17 protein-coding genes are annotated in these 20,838 nt (G+C 46.6%); 14 read left to right on the top strand and 3 right to left on the bottom strand.

The features are described 5' to 3' along the window. From O3A65_07690 to rsmA, 3 genes are all read left to right on the top strand, one after another. Window positions 1-789 (top strand): LPS-assembly protein LptD (locus tag O3A65_07690; protein ID MDA1332345.1); only part of this gene is annotated, 789 nt, incomplete at its 5' end. Between the two features lie 40 nt (window positions 790-829). After that, a complete protein-coding gene (locus O3A65_07685) occupies window positions 830-2,110 on the top strand; it encodes a peptidylprolyl isomerase (GenBank protein MDA1332344.1) in 1,281 nt (426 codons plus the stop codon). Between the two features lie 8 nt (window positions 2,111-2,118). Continuing rightward, the gene (gene rsmA, locus O3A65_07680; GenBank protein ID MDA1332343.1) at window positions 2,119-2,886 is read left to right on the top strand and encodes a 16S rRNA (adenine(1518)-N(6)/adenine(1519)-N(6))-dimethyltransferase RsmA; all 768 of its coding nucleotides are present in this window, start codon (window positions 2,119-2,121) and stop codon (window positions 2,884-2,886) included. Window positions 2,887-2,891: 5 nt separating this feature from the next. Here the strand turns inward: rsmA and gloA are convergent, their stop codons facing one another. Continuing rightward, window positions 2,892-3,275, bottom strand: coding sequence for a lactoylglutathione lyase (gloA, locus tag O3A65_07675; GenBank protein MDA1332342.1), 384 nt, complete (start codon window positions 3,273-3,275; stop codon window positions 2,892-2,894). A 12-nt stretch (window positions 3,276-3,287) separates the two neighbouring features. Next, the gene (locus O3A65_07670) at window positions 3,288-3,476 is read right to left on the bottom strand and encodes a rubredoxin (protein ID MDA1332341.1); all 189 of its coding nucleotides are present in this window, start codon (window positions 3,474-3,476) and stop codon (window positions 3,288-3,290) included. 82 nt (window positions 3,477-3,558) lie between these two features. Between O3A65_07670 and O3A65_07665 the strand changes: the two genes are divergently transcribed. From O3A65_07665 to hemB, 5 genes are all read left to right on the top strand, one after another. Then, a complete protein-coding gene (locus O3A65_07665; GenBank protein MDA1332340.1) occupies window positions 3,559-4,359 on the top strand; it encodes a hydroxymethylpyrimidine/phosphomethylpyrimidine kinase in 801 nt (266 codons plus the stop codon). Further along, the gene (gene thiE, locus O3A65_07660) at window positions 4,356-5,027 is read left to right on the top strand and encodes a thiamine phosphate synthase (GenBank protein MDA1332339.1); all 672 of its coding nucleotides are present in this window, start codon (window positions 4,356-4,358) and stop codon (window positions 5,025-5,027) included. Before O3A65_07665 ends, thiE begins: the two co-directional genes overlap by 4 nt. A gap of 3 nt (window positions 5,028-5,030) precedes the next feature. Beyond that, window positions 5,031-6,311 carry a glutamate-1-semialdehyde 2,1-aminomutase gene (gene hemL, locus O3A65_07655; protein MDA1332338.1) on the top strand — a complete coding sequence of 427 codons (1,281 nt, stop codon included), beginning with the start codon at window positions 5,031-5,033 and terminating at the stop codon, window positions 6,309-6,311. Window positions 6,312-6,508: 197 nt separating this feature from the next. Beyond that, complete coding sequence (gene yihA, locus O3A65_07650) at window positions 6,509-7,102, top strand: ribosome biogenesis GTP-binding protein YihA/YsxC (protein ID MDA1332337.1); 594 nt, start codon at window positions 6,509-6,511, stop codon at window positions 7,100-7,102. 85 nt (window positions 7,103-7,187) lie between these two features. Further along, the gene (gene hemB, locus O3A65_07645) at window positions 7,188-8,162 is read left to right on the top strand and encodes a porphobilinogen synthase (protein MDA1332336.1); all 975 of its coding nucleotides are present in this window, start codon (window positions 7,188-7,190) and stop codon (window positions 8,160-8,162) included. A gap of 19 nt (window positions 8,163-8,181) precedes the next feature. On the opposite strand, the gene O3A65_07640 is transcribed toward hemB, so the two are convergent. Beyond that, the gene (locus tag O3A65_07640) at window positions 8,182-10,434 is read right to left on the bottom strand and encodes a penicillin-binding protein 1A (protein ID MDA1332335.1); all 2,253 of its coding nucleotides are present in this window, start codon (window positions 10,432-10,434) and stop codon (window positions 8,182-8,184) included. 149 nt (window positions 10,435-10,583) lie between these two features. Between O3A65_07640 and O3A65_07635 the strand changes: the two genes are divergently transcribed. The 6 genes from O3A65_07635 to hemE all read left to right on the top strand — a co-directional run bounded on the left by O3A65_07635 (window position 10,584) and on the right by hemE (window position 20,793). Then, window positions 10,584-11,156, top strand: a complete 573-nt coding sequence (locus O3A65_07635; protein MDA1332334.1) for a shikimate kinase — start codon at window positions 10,584-10,586, stop codon at window positions 11,154-11,156. Between the two features lie 21 nt (window positions 11,157-11,177). After that, window positions 11,178-12,269, top strand: a complete 1,092-nt coding sequence (aroB, locus tag O3A65_07630) for a 3-dehydroquinate synthase (protein MDA1332333.1) — start codon at window positions 11,178-11,180, stop codon at window positions 12,267-12,269. Between the two features lie 2 nt (window positions 12,270-12,271). Next, the gene (locus O3A65_07625) at window positions 12,272-13,399 is read left to right on the top strand and encodes a deoxyguanosinetriphosphate triphosphohydrolase (protein ID MDA1332332.1); all 1,128 of its coding nucleotides are present in this window, start codon (window positions 12,272-12,274) and stop codon (window positions 13,397-13,399) included. Between the two features lie 156 nt (window positions 13,400-13,555). Further along, entirely contained in the window at window positions 13,556-18,193 is a 4,638-nt protein-coding gene (locus O3A65_07620) for a glutamate synthase-related protein (protein MDA1332331.1), read from the top strand. Continuing rightward, a complete protein-coding gene (locus O3A65_07615; GenBank protein ID MDA1332330.1) occupies window positions 18,194-19,672 on the top strand; it encodes a glutamate synthase subunit beta in 1,479 nt (492 codons plus the stop codon). It begins immediately after the preceding gene. A gap of 50 nt (window positions 19,673-19,722) precedes the next feature. Continuing rightward, on the top strand, window positions 19,723-20,793 hold the full coding sequence (gene hemE / locus O3A65_07610) for a uroporphyrinogen decarboxylase (GenBank protein MDA1332329.1): 1,071 nt from the start codon (window positions 19,723-19,725) through the stop codon (window positions 20,791-20,793). Window positions 20,794-20,838 lie beyond the last annotated feature (45 nt).

Raw genomic sequence — 20,838 nt, 5'->3', positions numbered from 1 at the left:
TCGGGTACGGCTTTAACACAAACCCTTGTACCTCAAATTTTTTATGTGCACGCGCCTTTTAAGGATCAGCGTAATTTACCTCTATTGGATACGGGACTGTCTGACTTTAGTTTAGCGCAAATTCATTCGGAGAATATCTTTTCTGGAGGTGACCGGATCAATGACGCCGACCAATTAACTGTGGGTTTGACCAGTCAATTTGTAGATACTGAAAGCGGTGTCGAGCGATTTCAGTTTGCGGCTGCGCAACGTTTACACCTTGATGAGGAATTGGTTTTACTTGACGACACTCACACCCCAAGAAATGGCAGCAGGTCCAATATTCTTTTAGCCGGTAGAGGGCGGATAAGTCAAGGGTGGAGTGCTGATATGTTGCTGCAATACAATGCAGTGCTTGATGTAATGATCAATTCGGATCATCGGCTTCAATATAAGCCGGAGGAAGGGAAAGTATTTAACTTCGGGTATCGGCGTGCACGCGATACACACGAGCAGTTTGATGTGTCAGGACAGTGGCCCATAAAAGGACGTTGGGGAGGCGCAGGCCGTTGGAATTACGCGAAGGATTCTGGGAAGCTCATTGAGGGAGTTGTGGGGTTAGAGTACAAAAAAGGTTGTTGGGCCTTTAGACTTGTTGCAAATCGGCTTTTAACAGGCCAAGATTTGGTCGGCAGCGATCTTTATGCGACGAGCTTTTTCGTTCAGTTGGAATTAAAAGGCATTACACGTGTTGGCAGCAATGCAGTTGGCGCCCTTCGGGATAGAATCGGCGGCTACTCAAGTCAATAAGTTATTTATTATGTTCCATTTTTTTAATTGAGATATTTTTATGAATTTCTTATTTAAGTTTTTTTTATTTTTTTTTATAAGTACTTCAGTTTTCGGAGAGGACACTATCCCTCTTGATAGAGTCGTTGCAATTGTAGGTGATGGAGTTATCACTGAGTTGGAGCTTAATAAGGAAATTACCTTAACTCGTCAGAGCTTAGTGAATTCTGGGGCTTCTGCTCCGGATTTGATATATCTCCGGCAGCAAGTGCTCGAGCGTATCATTACGCGCAAGGTTCTTACGAACCTGGCGGATCGAACTGGGATCCGAGTTTCTGATGATGAGGTTGGGCGAGCGCTTCAGCGGATCGCGCAACAAAACAATTCATCAGTGGAAGATTATATAAGGGCAATCGAGCAAAATGACTTGAGCGGTAAACGCCTAAGGGAGACCATTGTTGATGAGACAAAAATTTTAAAATTGCGACGCAGAGAAGTTGAGGCAAAGTTGATCGTTAACGATTCCGAGATCAAGTCTTATTTAGATCAAATGGAAACTGGCATATCGGAACAGAATGAGTCTTTGATTGCACATATTCTAATTGCGATCGCGGAGAATGCCACGCCAGAAGACCTCAGGAAAGCTCAGGATAATGTTGCGGAGGCTATTTCCAAAATTGATGAGGGTGTAGATTTTAGGCAAGTTGCTGCAGAACTGTCAGACGCTACAGATGCGTTGGAGGGTGGCGTCATGGGTTGGAGAGACCAATCGAATCTACCGGACTTATTTATTCAAGCTTTGAGTAAGATGAGAATTGGCCAAAGAAGTGACGTACTGCGCAGCTCCAACGGTTTTCATATCGTTTATCTTTTGGATAAAAGAGGCCGTGATGCACAAATAATCGTTCAACAAACTCTAGCACGCCACATTCTTTTCCGTGTTGATAGGATAGTGTCTGATGAGGACGCGCTGATTAAAGCGACCGAGGTTCGTAATAGGGTTGTGATCGGCGGTGAGGATTTTGAGACGCTTGCTAAGTTAACGTCTGATGATCCGAGTGGGTCAAATGGTGGTGTTCTCAACTGGTTAATGCCAGGTGAGACCGTTCCTGAGTTTGAGCAAGCATTAGCACGACTTGCTATCGGCGAAGTTAGTGAGCTAGTGAGAACTCAATTTGGTTATCACTTAATCGAGGTGCTCGATCGACGGGATTCTGATGTCTCTGAGGCCCGACAAATAGAAGTAGCACGGCAGGCGCTCATGCAAAAAAAACTTGCGTTTCGGTTTGAAGAGTGGATTCGCGAGGTCCGAGATACCACTTTCATTAAATACGTTAACTGATCCGTTGGATGGCATCTCAAGTTGCGAAAAAAAGATTTAGTCAAAACTTTTTACGCGATGGTCGCGTTGTCGCAGACATTGTGGAAGCAGGTAATTTTTCTGCTGCAGATGTCGTTATTGAAATTGGTCCAGGGTACGGTGCGCTCACAAATGAGGTATTAAAAAAAATTCCCAGATTGACCGCAATTGAAGTGGATCGGGATGCAGTTCAATATTTGCAATCAAAATTCTCAGACGATCGTTTGAAAGTTCTAGAGGCCGATTGCCTCGATATTGATTTGGCAGATTTGGGCTCTTCGTTAAGACTTTTAGGAAATTTGCCTTACCATATTTCGACGCCCATTCTATTTCATATAGATGCCGGCATGAACAGCATCAAAGATGCAATGTTTATGTTGCAACGAGAGGTAGTTGACCGACTGGTTGCTAGTCCGGGGTCATCTAGCTATGGAAAGTTAAGCATTATGATGCAGCTTGGTTGGGAGATCGAGAAGTTATTTGATGTTTCACCCGAAGCATTTGATCCTAAGCCTAAAGTTTGGTCTTCAATTTTGTATCTAAGGCCAAGGATCAATGCTTATGATGTGGATCGATTGACCTTTCGGCGCATTGTGTTCGGGGCATTTTCTAAAAGGCGCAAAACACTGCGCAATGCTCTGAGGGGAATTGTTTCAGAGAAGCAATTAGAATGTGCTGCTATTGATCCAGATCAAAGGCCTGAAACTTTATCGGTGGATGATTATGTCCGTTTATCCAATATTATTTCGCAGACCTAACCGCATTACTCTCGCTCAATCAATTCAATTTTGTAGCCATCCGGATCTTCTATAAACGCAATCACAGTGGCCCCGTGTTTCATTGGTCCAGCCTCGCGCGTTACTCGACCACCCCGCGCCTTCACTTTGTCACAAGCTTCGTAGGCATTGGGCACGCCTAGCGCAACATGACCATATGCATTTCCCAAATCATAAGACGTGGTATCCCAATTGTGCGTGAGTTCTAGAACTGCAGTCTCCGATTCGGGGCCGTAACCAACGAATGCATTTGTGAATCGTCCGCCCGGATAATCCACTCGGCGAATCAAATTCATTCCAAGCACCTCAGTGTAAAACTGTATGGAACGATCCAGATCGCCAACCCTAATCATGGTGTGGAGCATTCTCATGAAGTGCGTCCTTTAAATTTCAACCAGTTCAAAGTCTTCTTTTCGTGCATCGCACTCTGGGCAAACCCAGTTTACGGGAATATCTTCCCAGCGGGTCCCTGGCGCGAGACCTTCATCAGGGCAGCCGGCTTCTTCATCGTAAATAAAGCCACAGATTAAGCACATGTAGGTCTTAAAAGCGTTGTTATTTTCTTGACTCATTAGATATTTTGTGAAAACTAAGGTTAAAAATTGGTTCACTTCAAGTAGCATTCTAAATCAAACATAAGCAGAGCATAAATTTATGACTAGACGTAAGCCTGTGGTGTTGTTTTTCTCAGGATCTGATCCAACGAGTGGGGCAGGACTGCAGGCGGATGTACTTACTGTGGCTCAGCTTGATTGTCATCCTCTTACCGTTATCACCTCCATTACAATTCAGAATACGCGAGACGTATTGGCAGTCTTTCCAGTTGGTTCTGATTTGATTCGGGACCAGGTTCGCACTTTGTTGCTCGATATCGAGGTGGATGCTTTCAAGATTGGGATGATTCCAAATGCCGACGTGCTACAAGAAATTATTGCGGCATTGAAACAATTCCCGGACAAGCCAATAATCTTCGATCCAGTATTGAGTGCGGGGGGAGGGTATCAATTTGTTTCGAGTCATTTGGCTCAGCAAGTAATCAAGGAGTTATTGCCACGCTCGTTGATTGTCACCCCGAACACTAAAGAGCTCGAGGTGTTGGTGGGCGCTGTGGACGCAAGCTTAGAACAGGCATCAAATGACGAGCGCGCTTTGCGACTGGTCAAGGCTGGTGCAAAGTTTGTGCTGGTAACGGGCGCTCATGCGGATAGTAGAGACGTCGAAAATAGGTTGTATGATGAATCGGGATTCGTTGACTCATGGACTTGGCCCCGACTTGCCGGAGAGTATCATGGATCTGGATGTACTTTGGCATCCGCGATTTCAGGATACCTCGCTAACGGCTCAAGCGTCATTGATGCGGTTTTTAAGGCGCAGCAGTTCACCTGGAATAGTCTGGAGAGCGGTTATCGGATCGGGGGCGGCCAACTGATTCCAAATCGTAACAAAGGCAAATGATGAAGAACGAAGTCATGGATATATTTAAGTCAGGAATCTACGCGATTACGCCTGATATCGATGATTTAGGCCGATTAACTTCTTTAGTAGAGCAAGCGCTGAGTGGAGGTATTCGGCTGTTTCAATATCGGAATAAGGTCAGCACGCGGGATCAGCGGCGTCTTGTTGCGCAGAGGCTAAACGATATTATTGAATCATCGGGCGGCTCTCTGATCATTAATGATGATCCTCATTTAGCAAACGAGGTTAGCGCTCGAGGTGTGCATATTGGCAGGGAAGATGCGGCTCTTGAGGTCGCGAGAGGTATTCTTGGCCCTAAAAAGATAATCGGAGTGTCGTGTTACGATAATTTGGAGATAGCACTTGAGATGCAAGAAAGAGGTGCTGATTATCTCGCTTTTGGGGCGTTTTTTCCTTCATTGTCGAAGTCATCAGCGACGCCTGTTTCGCTTGATATTCTTGGGTTGGTCAGGACGTATGGAATTAAAATACCCGTTGTTGCTATCGGTGGAGTCAACCTCAATAACGCTGAAGAGTTATTGATAGAAGGGACCTCCGCCTTGGCTGTTATTAATGGTTTATTCGGAGCAGATGATGTGGAGTCTCGAGCGCGAGAATGGATAAGCTTTATCAATATAAAACGGATTCAAATTAGGTCAAAAGGGTAGTTTATGTCGTCGAGTAACTTGGTGTCATTTGAGCGTGCGAAAGAAGTAATCCCAGGGGGAGTAAATTCTCCGGTTCGAGCATTTGGGTCTGTTGGGGGTACGCCTAAAACGATTGTAAAAGGTGAAGGCAGTAGGATATTTGATGCTGAGGGGAACGTGTATATTGACTATGTTGGATCGTGGGGTCCGATGATCGCCGGGCACGCGCATCCTTCGATTGTGCGTGCGGTAAAAGAGGCGGCAGAAAAAGGACTTAGTTTTGGTGCTCCAACATTGGGAGAAGTAACCCTAGCGGAGCGCCTTATCGAGGCGCTTCCTTCAATGGAGCAAGTGCGGTTGGTAAGCTCTGGTACAGAAGCGACGATGAGCGCGGTAAGACTGGCTCGCGGCTACACCGAAAAACCTAAGATCATAAAGTTTGAGGGGTGTTACCACGGTCATTCAGATTCGTTGCTGGTTAAAGCAGGTTCCGGAGCTTTGACGTTTGGTCAGCCGAGTTCGGCCGGGGTTCCGCCAGAGTTGGTATCGCAAACAGTTGTTCTCGATTACAACAAGACGAGTACGCTTGAGGAAACATTTAATCGGGTAGGTCATGAGGTTGCTGCAGTGATTATTGAACCAATCGCAGGCAATATGAACCTTGTGGTGGGGGACGTACGGTTTTTAGAGCGAATTCGTGAGCTATGTACCCAATATGGAGCTTTGTTGATTTTTGATGAGGTCATGACTGGCTTCAGAGTGGGTCCAAAAGGGGCTCAGGGACTATATGGAATCAACCCCGACATCACTACTCTGGGCAAGGTGATCGGCGGTGGCTTGCCGATGGGAGCCTTTGGTGGTCGGAGAGAGGTGATGCAAATGTTAGCGCCAACTGGACCGGTATATCAGGCTGGCACATTATCGGGTAATCCCGTTTCGGTAGCCGCGGGATTGGCAACGTTAGACTTAATAAGCCAAGAGGGGTTTTTTGAATCGCTTGAAGCAAAGACGCGTCAGTTAGTCCTTGGAATAGCGGAGCGCGCGAGGTCAGCCGCCATTCCATTTTGTGCTGCTCATGTTGGTGGTATGTTTGGTATGTATTTTACTGATCAAGTGCCACAGACCTTTGACGCCGTGATGGGTTGTGATCGAGAACGATTTAATCGTTTTTTTCATGCCATGCTGGATCGGGGTGTTAACTTAGCGCCATCAGCATTTGAAGCTGGGTTTGTGTCTTCTGCGCATACCGATCAAGATATCCAAACAACGCTTGATATCGCCGAGGAAGCCTTTAAAGTGTGCTGATGACAAATGGCGAGTTTAAACTTGCTTTTTTTGAAGCATATCGAGTGAAGCCATCTCAGCCTTGTCGAATAGTAGCGAAGAAAAGGGTAAAAAAGGCACATTGGTGCTAACAAATACCTAGTTAGAGCTATTCTTTTTGGTGATCCTATCGCCATTAAGCTATGATGCGCGCCTAAATTTTATCTGTGACGGTGTTTATGTCTTTAGTTGTTCAAAATGCTCAGTACTGGAAGTCTTTCGAGAAATATCATCAAATTCCTGATGATGATTGTGGCGAGGTGGTTTTTGCTGGTCGCTCGAATGCTGGTAAGTCAAGTGCGATTAACGTAATCACGAATCAAAAAAAACTGGCTCATACGAGTAAGTTGCCGGGCCGAACGCGACTGCTGAATTTCTTTAAGGTAACCGAGGATCGATTTATTGTTGATTTGCCGGGATATGGGTATGCAAGAGTCTCGGAGGACATGAGGAATGCTTGGGCACGGGAGCTCACCACTTATCTTTCGAAAAGGCACCAGATTCGAGGGTTGTTTGCAGTGATGGACATTCGCCATGCGCCAACATTGCTTGATGAGCAGCTGGTCGAGTGGTTTTCTATGACGGGCAAGCCGATTCACGTATTGCTGACCAAATCTGACAAGCTTATTCGGGCTGAGGTCCAGAAAAAGTTACGAGAGGTATCCGATATACTTGTCGGTCAATATGCGCAAGTTACTGTCCAAGTTTTTTCAAGCCTGAGTAAAGCCGGTTTGGATGAAGCTAGAGCGAAACTGATTCAGTGGTTAAGTTAGGCTTGTGCGCTGATTCTAATTTTATTGCACTTTTTGGAGGTTAAAGGTGAGTGTAAACGTGTTAGGTCGCTTTCCTCATCGTCGAATGAGACGAAATAGAAGGGATGATTTTTCGCGAAGGCTTATTCGTGAGAATCGTTTAACTGTTGATGATCTTATTTATCCCGCATTTGTATTTGATGGCGAAAATAAAACGCAGACGATTCAGTCTATGCCGGGAGTCTTGCGTTATACCCCGGATCTGCTATTAAACGTTGCGGAGCAATGTGTTTCTATGGGCATACCTGCAATTGCACTGTTTCCCGTGATTGATCAGGAGCTTAAAACGCCACTAGCCGAGGAGGCTTATTCTGATCAAGGATTGATACCTAGAGTGGTCACCTTGCTTAAGCGTAATTTCCCGGAATTGGGCGTGATTACTGATGTGGCGCTTGATCCATACACGAGCCATGGCCAAGATGGTTTGGTCAATGAGGCGGGTTACGTGCTTAATGATGAAACTGTTGAGGTTCTGATCCAGCAAGCGCTAAGTCATGCCGCTGCCGGGGTTGATGTTTTAGCGCCCTCAGACATGATGGATGGCCGCATCGGTGCTATTCGGCAGGCACTTGATGAAAATGGATTTGATCGAGTACGCATATTAGCTTATGCGGCGAAATTTGCTTCGAGTTTTTATGGGCCATTTAGGGACGCGGTCGGCTCATCGAACAATTTAGGTAAAAGTAATAAGGAAACATATCAAATAGACCCTGCTAATTCCGATGAGGCCCTCTGGGAGGTTGGTCTGGATCTTCAGGAAGGTGCCGATATGGTAATGGTTAAACCTGGTTTGCCGTACTTAGACGTTATCACTCGAGTCAAACAACAATTTAGTGTCCCTACCTTTGCGTATCAAGTGAGTGGTGAGTACGCCATGCTTAAGGCGGCTTTTGCTAATGGATGGCTGGACGAGACGTCCTGCATGATGGAGGCCTTGTTGTCATTCAAACGGGCGGGTGCGGATGGCGTATTAACTTATTTTGCACTGGACGCGGCAAAGGTTCTTTTGGGTACCAAGTAGTTCGTTTCGATATTAAGCTCTAGAAGAAGATTACCGAATCCTCACTCGGAGCATTCTCATCGTAAAAATATTCCAGCACCCCATCTTTGTCAGTGGGTAATCCTGTAGTCGGATTAATCAGTACCGATCGAATGCCTCCAGGTGGAGTAGGAGGCTCCTCTTGTGGAATTCTTTTGAGCGCCACTTTCATGTAATCAATCCAGATCGGCAATGCAACTTTTGAGCCAGTCTCATTATAGCCAAGTGATTCAGGTTGGTCCTTTCCGACCCAAGTAATGGCAACGATACGACGTTGAAAACCCGCGAACCAAGCATCGATGTTGTCATTTGTAGTACCAGTTTTCCCTGCTAAATCTTTTCGCCCCAAGTATTGTGCGCGCATGCCTGTCCCATTCTGAATAACACCCTGCAAAAGAGAATTCATCGTAAAGACATTCCGTGCATCGATCATTGGATCTGATGTTGTTTTTGTTTGTCTTGATTTTGGTTTGAATAATAGATTGCCTTCGATGTCCTCGATGCGCGTAATAAAGTGAGGTTCCACTAAATAACCACCATTGGCAAAAACGGCATAACCTCGAGCCATTTCAAGTGGGGTGGTTGAGCCGGCCCCTAATGCCATAGTCAAGTTGGGCGGATGGTGTTTCGGGTTGAATCCGAATCGACTTAAAAAGTTACGAGCGTAGTTTGGCGTTATGGCCTGCAGTATACGAATGGCTACTAAGTTCTTAGATTTGGCTAACGCGTCACGAAGGCTAATTGGGCCAGCGAATTCTTCATCGACATTTTGTGGGGCCCAACCATCAATTTGAAGGGGAGCATCGTCAATTATAGTGCCTGGAGTGAATCCTCGTTCTAAGGCCGCGGAATAAATAAAAGGCTTAAAGCTAGACCCTGGCTGTCTCCTGGCTTGTGTTACATGATTAAACTCATTTCGATAGAAGTTGTATCCACCTACTAGAGCATAAATCGCCCCAGTGTCGGAATCAATTGAAACAACCGCACCTTCGGCAAGGGGTAGTTGGCTCAGAAGCCAGAACCCATTATTATTTTTACGTATATAAATCAGATCACCCTTTTTTAATGGCGAAACTGACTCAGATCCGACTAAGAGGTCCAATGAGCCGAATTGTGTTCCTTTATCACTTAAGGTGACGAAACCAACATCTTTCGTATACGCTTTAATCGTAGATGACGTGATATCAACGACAACTGCAGGATTTAGGTCTTCAAACCTTTCGAGGTCATCTAGGACCTCTTCAAGCGTGTCATCATTTACTCTTGCTCGGATATCAATTGTTGCTATTGGCCCACGATACCCTTCTCTTTGGTCGTGCGCCTCTAATCCATTTTTCAATGCTCGAAAGCCGGCTTCTTGATGTTCGACTGAAAGTGTGGTGTGTACGTTTAATCCCCGCGTGTAGGCTTCTTTGCCGTATTGTTCAGTTAATGCCTGTCGAACCATTTCAACGAAAAATTCAGAGTGTCTGCTGGGGTTTACACGTACAGAAGAGAGCTCAAGTCTTGCAACTTTCGCTTCTTCAAGCTCTCGATCTGAAACGAAACCTAAGCTAGACATGCGCTTGAGTACATATGCTTGTCTTTGTTTGGCGCGTTTGAGGTTTACCAAGGGGTTATATTTTGAGGGTGCTTTAGGCAGCCCTGCTAGCATAGATATTTCTGCCAATGAAGCTTGTGACAGGGGTTTCCCGAAGTAAACTTTAGAAGCAGCGGCAAATCCGAAGGCCCGTCGTCCTAGGTAAATTTGGTTGATATAGAGTTCAAGGATTTGGTTCTTTGTAAGATTGCGCTCAATTTTTATAGCTAACAGGGCCTCGTTGAATTTTCGAGCGAATGTTTTCTCTGACGAAAGAAAGAAATTGCGTGCTACCTGCATGGTGATCGTGCTAGCACCTTGTCGCGCGCCGCCTGCCGAGAGATTCGCTAACGCAGCTCTGCCAATTCCCAAGAAGTCAATGCCATGATGCTCCCAAAAGTGTTCATCTTCCGATGCAATGATGGCGTCTTTTAGGGACTGAGGGACTGAGTCGATACCAATAAACTCGCGAAGCTCTTCTCCGAATTCGCCGATCAAGATTCCCTCTCGACTATAAATTCGTAGCGGTAGTTTGGGTTGGTAATCGGTCAGCTTATTTACAGGAGGTAACTGAGGGTAGGTGGTGACGAAAGCAAAGGTCGTAACAAGAATGCCTACAACCCCAAGGCCGAGGCAAACTAGTAAAAGTTTAGAGAGTACGGTACTGAAGCGCATTAAAGTTCGTTTGGTTTGGTCTAGTTACTGCTGATTATAGTATGCGGGGGTTCTGAGATAGAACTATATAGCGTTATTTATTTAATGCGGTCAGCAAAAAAACCTACAAGAGTTAGTACAGTGTATGACTTAGCGGTTAGAATTTAACAATGGGAAAAATTAATGATCATGCCCAGCCAACAGAAGTGCCATTGAGTTCGTTTAAAGGCAATATTTACCTTGTAGGCATGATGGGCGCTGGAAAAACATCCGTAGGACGGCTGCTTGCAAAGCGTGCCCGAAAAAGTTTTTTTGATTCGGACCAGGTGATAGAAGAACGAACAGGAGTGTCCATTGCCCGGATTTTTCATCATGAGGGTGAGGAGGGCTTTCGGGCGCGGGAGCAAGCCGTGATAGCAGACCTTACGGCTTTGGATAATATCGTATTGGCTACGGGTGGTGGTGCCATTCTTTCAGACGATAATCGAAAGTCACTGGGCTCGACTGGATTCGTTGTTTACCTGAAGGCCCAGGTTGAGGATTTATGGAAGAGAACGCAAGCAGATAAAAATCGACCGCTCTTGGATACAGAGAATCCTTTGGAAAGACTTAAAGATTTTTTCCAAGTCAGAGATCCGATTTATACTGCCTTAGCGGATTTGGTGGTTGAAACTGGTGATCCAAACCTTCAGACATTTTTAAATAGACTGGAGCTCGAACTCATCAACGCTCGGGCGCAATGAGCTGGGTTGGTAATTAAGGTTATGAAAAATAGGCAGATCAATGTAGGGCTCGGAAGCCGAGCGTACCCGATTTTTGTTGGACGAGATTCTTTTCGAAATAAAGACTTGATGAACGCTTGCGGATTTCGCAGTCGACGTTATGTTGTGATAACGAACGATGTGGTGGGGCCTCTTTACTTTGAGCGTGTCGCCCAATTTTTTTCTAGTGGGGGTGCTGCAGTTGAGCGGATTATAATTCCAGACGGAGAAAGATTTAAGACGCAAGAGACGCTTACCTCGATCTATGATCAGTTGATAGAGAAACGGGTCGATCGGTCGACCACGATTGTCGCTCTAGGCGGTGGTGTTGTGGGAGATGTGGCTGGGTTTGCCGCTGCGACGTATCATCGGGGAGTGCCTTTGGTGCAAATTCCCACGACATTATTGGCGCAGGTTGATTCTTCCGTAGGTGGTAAGACCGCAATTAATCATCCAGCCGGAAAAAACTTGATTGGTTCTTTTTATCAGCCTCAAGCTGTCTTAATTGATTTAGAGATGCTGAATAGTTTGCCTGAGCGAGAATTCCAGGCGGGCTTAGCCGAAGTGGTTAAGTATGGGGCGATTATGGATGAAGCCTTTTTTGTTTGGCTCGAAGAAAATGTGACGCTACTTATGAAGCGAGACTTCGATACGTTGGGTTATGCGGTAGAGAGGTGTTGTGCGAGTAAGGCGAAGATTGTTGAGGATGACGAGACCGAGTCAGGATCAAGAGCATTATTGAATTTTGGCCATACTTTTGGTCATGCGATTGAGGCTGGCCTCGGTTATGGTACATGGCTGCATGGGGAAGCTGTTGCAGTCGGTATGTTACTTGCGTCGCGATTGTCGGTGTTAATGGGATCTTTGGCGCAGTCGGATTTGGATCGTATACGGCAGTTGTTAAGCGGCATTGGACTGCCGATCGATGCGCCAGATCTAAGTCGAGATCGTTACTTAGAATTGATGGGGTATGACAAGAAGGTGTTCGACGGCAAATTACGTTTGATTTTATTGAAAAGTTTGGGCGAGGCTTACGTTACTGGAGACTTCCCCAAGGAGCTGCTTGTTGAAGTGCTCGATGGGGTGGGGCGCTAAGCATGTCGGCTGAAGTATTTGCCAGCTATGCGGTACCCATGGATGTCACTTCGGGCCGCCAATTTGATGAAGAGAAAGCCTTCGGCCGCACTGAATTTCAACGAGACCGAGATCGAATTATTCATTCCACGGCCTTTCGCAGGCTTGAGTACAAGACCCAGGTGTTTGTGAATCATGAGGGAGATCATTTTAGAACCCGACTGACACATAGTTTAGAGGTCGCCCAGATCGCACGATCCATTGCAAATAATCTGAGATTAAATGTTGACCTCGTCGAGGCAATTGCGTTAGCTCATGATTTGGGCCATACGCCATTCGGCCACAGCGGTCAGGACGCACTAAATGAAAGTATGAGTGCATATGGTGGGTTTGAGCATAATCTTCAGTCTTTAAGGGTCGTGGATCGCTTAGAACACAGGTACGCTCAGTTTGATGGTTTAAATCTGTGTTTTGAGACGAGAGAAGGGATTTTGAAGCATTGTTCATTAAAAAATGCCAAAGATCTTGGAGAGATTGGAATGCGGTTTATGGAGAAGCGTCGCCCCTCATTGGAGGCTCAGTTGGCAAATATGGCGGATGGCCTTGCTTACAACAATCACGACATTGACGATGGGTTACGATCCGGTTTGCTTGACCTCCAGCATATGAGTGGGCTTCCGGTTTTTGGGGAACATTTGCATGCTGTTGCGCGGGAGTACTCGAGTATCGATGTTGAGCGCAAGGCGAGCGAGGCTATTCGACGCACGGTGAACAGTTTTGTTATTGATCTCACGCAAGAGAGCGCGCGTCTAATTCAAGAAGCTAATCCGCCTTCTTTGGAAGGGGTTCGTTCGTTACCTGCTCTGATTTGCTTCAGTGAGGGAATGGAGCTCAAGCATCGAGAGGTGCAGCAGTATTTGCATCAGCATATGTATCGTCACTACAAAGTTCAACGAATGGCTGATAAAGCTAAGCGGGTGGTTCAGGGTTTATTTAAGGCTTTTAACGAGGATGTAGGGCTTCTGCCACCCAGCTATCAAATTCGGGCCAAAACCGATGCTCCGAGAGCTATTGCTGACTACATTGCTGGTATGACGGATCGATATGCGATGAAGGAATATCGACAGTTGTTCCACGTGGATCCCTTCTAATCTAAAATTACCTTATATTGATCAAATACCTCGTATCACGGTACCATTGGCTGTTTTATCCAAATCCGGTGCTAAGCCGGATTTGGTGTCTTTGGGGATATTTTTTGAAACGCTCAAAGTTTTAATGGAATAACAAAGATTCAGAGAGGCAAGATTGTGTCTAAGTTTGTAAAACCTGTTGCTCAAGGGCTTTATCACCCGGCCAACGAGCATGATGCGTGTGGGGTTGGCTTTGTAGTCCACATCAAAGGCGTTAGAAGTCACAGTATTGTACAAAAAGCGTTGGAGGTTTTAGATAACCTGACCCATCGTGGTGCAACCGGTTTTGATCCGTTGTTAGGTGATGGGGCGGGTATCTTGGTGCAAATTCCAGATGACTTTTTTCGTAGCTGTGTAGATTTGGGATTCGAATTGCCCCCCCTCGGGGCCTACGGCGTGGGTATGGTGTTTTTGCCTCAGGATACGGCACTTCGATCAAAGATACAGCGCCTCCTAGAAGAGTTCATGCAGGTTGAGGGTCAGGATGTTCTTGGGTGGCGAGATGTTCCCGTTGATAATTCGGGAATCAGTCAAACTGCGCGAGATGTGGAGCCAGTCGTTCGTCAAATTTTTGTTGGCCGCAGCGGTAAATGCAGCAGTGTTCAGGACTTTGAGCGCAAGCTTTATGTGATTCGTAAGCAAGTTGAACATGGGGTTTCAACGTCGTTTGAAGTCGGGGCGGGTGGTTTCTATTTCCCATCAATGTCTGCTCGAACAATCGTTTACAAAGGGATGTTGCTTGCGAGCCAAGTGGGCGATTTTTATTTAGATCTTTTAAACCCGACATTCACATCCGCTTTAGCTCTAGTACATCAACGTTTCTCCACGAACACGTTCCCAAGCTGGGAGCTTGCGCATCCGTTCAGGATGATTGGACACAATGGTGAGTTCAATACGTTGCGTGGAAATGTCAATTGGATGAAAGCGCGACAGCAAGCCTTAACCTCGCCAGTCATGGGAGAGGATCTTGCCAAATTGTGGCCTTTGATTGATGAAGGGCAGTCTGATTCGGCTAGTTTTGATAATGCGCTGGAGTTACTCGTTATGGGTGGGTATACCACTGCACAGGCCATGATGTTATTGATCCCGGAAGCGTGGTCTGGCAACGCGCTTATGAGTCGGGGACGCAAAGATTTTTTTGAGTACTATGCGCCTGTCATGGAGCCTTGGGATGGTCCTGCGGCGGTAGCTTTTACAGATGGCGTTCAGATAGGGGCCACGTTGGACCGCAATGGCTTTAGACCCGCACGTTATGTAGTCACTAAAGATAACTTAGTTATCTTGGCGTCTGAGGTTGGGGTGTTGCCGATTGACGAAGAAAACATCGCTCACAAGTGGCGCTTAGAGCCTGGAAAGATGTTATTGATCGATACAGATCAAGGTCGAATTGTTGACGACGAGGAAATTAAAGAAACTTTGATCGCGAAGCGAGACTATGGGGCGCTTTTGCGTGATTCGGTAGTGCGTCTCTCAGACCTGCATGCTGCTAAAGTACAAAAGGTGTCCAGAGATGCTCAGGGACTGTTAGATCTTCAGCAGTCTTTTGGTTTTACCCAAGAAGATATTAAGTTTGTTCTGATGCCAATGGCAGAGTCAGGTCAGGAAGGAACAGCTTCAATGGGGAATGACTCTCCGCTTGCCGTTCTATCTGACAAAAATAAATCCCTCTACAGCTATTTCAAGCAGTTGTTTGCGCAAGTTACAAACCCGCCGGTCGATCCGATTCGCGAAGAGTTGGTGATGTCGTTAATTTCCTATATTGGCCCTAAGCCAAATTTATTGGGAGTCGATTATTCGAAAGGTACAAAACGCCTTGAGGTCTCGCAACCGATCTTAGGCTTTGAGGATTACGAGGCGCTCCTTAACATTAGGCAGCTCACCGATGGGGCATTCGATAGCGAGATTATTGATACGACGTTTGCTCGGGACGATGGCCCAGATGGTATGGGACGCGCATTAAATGCGATTTGCGAGCAAGCGGAACGCGCAGTTCACAAGGGTAAGACGATATTGATTTTGAATGATAGTGCTGTGGGCTCGGCAAGAGTGGCGATCCCAGCTTTGTTGGCAACGAGTGGTGTCCACAATCATTTGGTGCGAAGCGGTTTGAGAACGAAGACCGGTCTTGTTGTTAGCACGGGTTCGGCCCGTGAGGTGCACCATTTTGCCCTGCTCGCCGGCTACGGCGCGGAAGCGATCCACCCGTGGTTGACGATGGAAACACTTGCGACTATATCGGGTGATCTTAATCAGGAGTCTTTCACGAATCAAAAAAACTTTATTAAGGCGATTGGCAAGGGCTTACATAAGGTTATGTCAAAAATGGGTATCTCGACCTACCATTCTTACTGCGGCGCGCAAATTTTTGAGGCCATTGGCTTAAGCACTCATTTTGTTGAGCAGTTTTTTACAGGAACGTCGAGTAATGTTGAAGGCATTGGTTTGCAAGAGGTTGCTGAGGAAGCTATTAGGGAGCACGTTCGGGCATTCAGTAAAAAAGATCCGACTTTAATATCTGCGCTTGATGCGGGCGGCGAGTATGCCTTCCGAGTGCGTGGCGAAGCGCATATGTGGACACCAGATTCTATTGCGACATTACAGCGTGCGACAAGAACTAATGAATATTCCACTTATAGAGATTATGCGCAGATGATTAACGAGCAAAGTCAGCGACATATGACTTTGCGTGGACTCTTTGAGATAAAGCCTTTGTCGGATCCTATTTCAATAGATGAGGTAGAACCCTGGACCGAGCTTGTTAAGCGTTTTGCTACGGGGGCGATGTCGCTGGGCTCCATTTCGACTGAAGCCCACACTACCCTTGCGATAGCGATGAATCGCATTGGGGGCAAGTCAAACACGGGTGAAGGGGGAGAGGATCCCGGGCGATTCGGAACAGTTAAATCGAAGACAAGCATGAAAAATATTTTGGGCTCTGTTGTGGTGACTGATGTCGATCTTGAAGAGGGAGATTCGCTCAGCTCAAAAATAAAGCAAGTTGCGTCAGCGCGATTCGGTGTAACGGCGGAATATCTTGCAAATGCCGATCAAATTCAGATTAAGGTTGCTCAAGGGGCAAAGCCCGGTGAGGGGGGGCAGTTACCTGGGCATAAGGTGTCAGAATATATAGCAAAGCTCAGATTCTCAGTTCCAGGAGTCGGACTTATTTCACCGCCGCCCCATCACGATATTTACTCGATTGAGGATTTGGCGCAGTTAATCCATGACCTTAAAAACGTAAATCCCAAAGCGTCGATCAGTGTCAAACTCGTCTCTGAGGTCGGGGTTGGAACAGTAGCCGCTGGCGTTTCTAAGGCGAAATCGGACCACGTTGTCATTGCTGGACACGATGGCGGTACCGGAGCATCTCCGATGTCGTCGATTAAGCATGCAGGTTCCCCGTGGGAGTTGGGTTTGTCTGAAACTCAGCAAACTCTAGTGCTTAATCAGCTTCGAGGTCGCATTGTTGTGCAAGTAGATGGCCAAATGAAGACCGGTAGAGATGTCATCGTTGGAGCTTTACTCGGAGCAGATGAGTTTGGATTTGCGACAGCGCCATTAGTTGTGGAGGGCTGTATCATGATGCGTAAATGCCATCTGAATACGTGCCCGGTGGGTATCGCAACTCAGGACCCCGTCTTGAGGAAGAAATTCTCAGGTAAACCTGAACACGTGATCAATTTTTTCCATTTTGTAGCACAGGAAATGAGAGAGATCATGGCAGAGATGGGTGTGCGTAGCCTCAATGAAATAATCGGTCGATCCGATTTGCTTGATACCAAAAAGGGGGTTGAACATTGGAAAGCAAAAGGGTTAGATTTCTCCAAGATTTTTTATCGACCCGCTATGCCTGATGAGGTGGCTAGGCGTCATTGCGAGAGCCAAGACCATGGCCTAGAAAAAGCATTGGACAATGTTCTGATTGATAAGGCAAAGAGTGCCCTAGAGAATCAAGTTCCTGTTCAAATTACAAGTAAGGTGATTAATGCGAATCGGAGTGTGGGGGGCATGCTGTCCAATCAAGTGGCGAGTCGATATGGACATGCTGGATTGCCAGATGAAACTGTGATTGTAAATTTTGAGGGCACAGCGGGTCAAAGTTTTGGGGTCTTTTTGGCTCGTGGCATAACGTTCAATCTTAAAGGTGATGCGAACGATTATGTGGGTAAAGGTCTTTCGGGAGGGCGTATTGTGATACACCCTTCTGACAAATTTGCTGGTGTTCCGCATCAAAATATTATCGTTGGTAATACCGTGCTTTATGGTGCCGTAGAGGGAGAAGCTTATTTTTCAGGTGTCGCGGGAGAGCGGTTTGCTGTAAGAAATAGTGGTGCAGCGGTTGTTATAGAAGGGGTTGGCGACCATTGTTGTGAGTATATGACGGGCGGTACCGTTGTGGTACTTGGTGACACCGGGCGAAACTTTGCTGCGGGAATGAGCGGAGGAATCGCCTATGTTTACGATCCTAAAGGTAGCTTTGATAGAAGGTGTAATCATGCGATGGTTACGCTGGAAAAAATTTCTTTGGCGAGTGAGCAGTCGGATGAAACGTTACACCAAAATATGCGCGATGAAGATTTATTAAAGCAACTTGTCTCGGAGCATGCAAGACGCACCAATAGTCCACGTGCTAAGGAAATCTTGGCTGATTGGTCTGTGGCAAGAGGTAAATTCATAAAGGTGTTTCCTCACGAGTACCACCGCGCTTTAACTGAGCGTGCTCAGGGCAATAAAAATGAAAGGGAGGCAGCATAGATGGGTAAACCAAACGGATTTATGGAGCATGGAAGGGTAAATGAATCAAGTATCCCTGCCGATACTCGACTTAAAAACTATAACGAATTTGTTGTTGTGCACTCTGATGATGAGGCTTCGCGTCAAGGATCTCGGTGCATGGATTGCGGCATACCGTTCTGTCAGAGTAGTTGTCCGGTAAATAATATTATTCCGGATTGGAACGATCTGGTTTATCGCCAAAATTGGAAACCTGCGCTCCAAACATTGCACTCTACAAATAATTTCCCGGAATTCACAGGACGTATTTGCCCTGCGCCGTGCGAAGCGGCATGTACGCTTAATATTAACGACTCAGCGGTTGCAATCAAATCGATCGAGCATGCCATTGTGGACAAAGGTTGGATTAAAGGTTGGATTGTTCCCCAACCGGCGAAACATAAGACTGGCAAGCGTGTTGCGGTGGTTGGTTCTGGTCCGGCAGGTCTCGCATGTGCACAGCAACTTGCTCGAGCCGGGCACGACGTGGTCGTGTTTGAGAAGAATGACCGAGTTGGGGGCTTACTTCGATATGGGATACCAGACTTCAAGATGGAGAAAACTCATATTGATCGACGAGTCGCTCAGATGGAGCAAGAGGGCGTTGAATTTCGTACCAGCATTTGTGTGGGATCTCCAGGAGAGCCACTACCTGGTGTTACTGACTTATCTCAAAACACTGTGAGTCATCAGGCGCTCCTTAAAGAATTTGATGCTATTGCATTGACTGGTGGCTCTGAGGTGCCTCGTGATTTGTCCGTGCCTGGTCGAGAGCTTGAAGGGGTGCATTTTGCGATGGAGTTTTTGCCGCAACAAAATCGAGTCGTTGCAGGAGATAGATTGGATAGTCAAATTCTCGCCAAAGGTAAGCATGTTGTCGTGATTGGCGGTGGCGATACAGGCTCTGATTGTGTAGGAACCTCTAACCGTCAGGGGGCAGCTTCGGTAACTCAATTTGAATTGATGCCTATGCCTCCGGAGGAGGAGAACCGTCCCCTCACTTGGCCTGATTGGCCGATTAAGTTACGGACATCTTCGTCTCATGAAGAGGGATGTTCCCGAGATTGGTCGGTGACGACTAAGCGCTTTGAGGGTGAACAGGGTCGTGTGACTAAACTGGTTGCGGCGCGTGTTGAGTGGGTAAAAGGCGATAATGGGCGTATGCAAATGCAAGAGGTACCTCGTAGCGAATTTGAACTGAAGGCAGACCTAGTGCTTTTTGCGATGGGATTCGTAAATCCAGTACGTCAGGGATTGCTGTATGCATTGGGGGTTGATCTCGATGCTCGCGGTAATGTCGCGTCAAATACGGATGACTATAAAACCTCATGTGAAAAAGTGTTTGTTGCTGGGGATATGCGACGCGGTCAGTCACTTGTTGTTTGGGCAATCCGAGAGGGTCGGCAATGTGCTCGTTCGATAGATGAGACGCTCATGGGTCAATCGGAACTTCCTCGATGAATGACCAGGTTGTTTTAAAATTTTAATTCAAATTTAGATAGGGGCGCTACTTGGCCGAGCTTCAAAACGATGTGTTTCTAAGGGCGCTACTCCGACAACCAACCCCCTACACGCCCATCTGGATTATGCGTCAGGCGGGCAGATACCTTCCTGAGTACAACAATATTCGGAGTCAAGCGGGGTCATTTCTTAACCTTTGTAAGAATCCAGAGCTGGCTACGGAAGTTACACTTCAACCCTTGGCTCGATTTAACCTTGACGCTGCAATTTTATTCTCCGACATATTGACCATTCCTGATGCGATGGGTCTGGGCCTTTATTTTGTAGATGGAGAAGGACCTCAGTTTGAGCGCCCTCTCAGAGATGAAAAGCAGATTCAATCGCTATCAGTTATAGAACCAGAGGAGGAGCTTAAATATGTGACTGATGCTGTTCGATCGATTAAGCAGGCACTAAACGGGCGTGTGCCTCTTATTGGTTTTTCAGGTAGCCCTTTTACTTTGGCGTGTTACATGATCGAGGGTAAAGGTGGGACGGAGTTTCACCGGGTCAAGAAAATGGCTTACGAACGACCAGATTTATTTAAAAAAATATTAGAAGTGACTTCTGCATCTGTCGTTGCTTACCTGAATGGGCAAATCCAAGCTGGCGCCGATGCCGTCATGATTTTTGATACGTGGGGAGGAGCATTGACCACCGGTGCCTTTAAACGTTTTTCTCAAAATAATCTAAAACAAATTTGTGGTGATTTGATTAGAGAGGCAAACGGTCGAGTGGTCCCGAGAGTTGTGTTTACTAAGGGTGGGGGCCAGTGGCTGGAGGGTCTATCAGAGATTGGGGCAGACGCTCTGGGATTGGATTGGTCAACTGACATAGCCACTGCACGCATGCGCGTAGGTGATCACGTAGCATTGCAGGGCAATATGGACCCGGCGATATTGTTGACTAATCCTGAAGTGATACAAAAAGAAGTAAGTGACATACTCGCAGGCTATGGAGAAGGATGCGGTCATGTATTTAATTTGGGCCACGGTGTGAATCAATTTACTCCACCCGAGAACGTGTATGCGCTCGTTGAGGCTGTACACGAGCAAAGTATGGATTACCACGCAGCACGTTAATCGTTACCCTCGGTGCCGTGCTGGTAGATGCAACACGTATATTGC

The sequence above is a fragment of the Pseudomonadota bacterium genome (assembly GCA_027624715.1).
GTDB lineage: Bacteria > Pseudomonadota > Gammaproteobacteria > Burkholderiales > Eutrophovitaceae > Eutrophovita.
The sequence above is the reverse complement of the archived record's forward strand: the minus strand, read 5'-3'. Positions and strand labels throughout refer to the sequence as shown.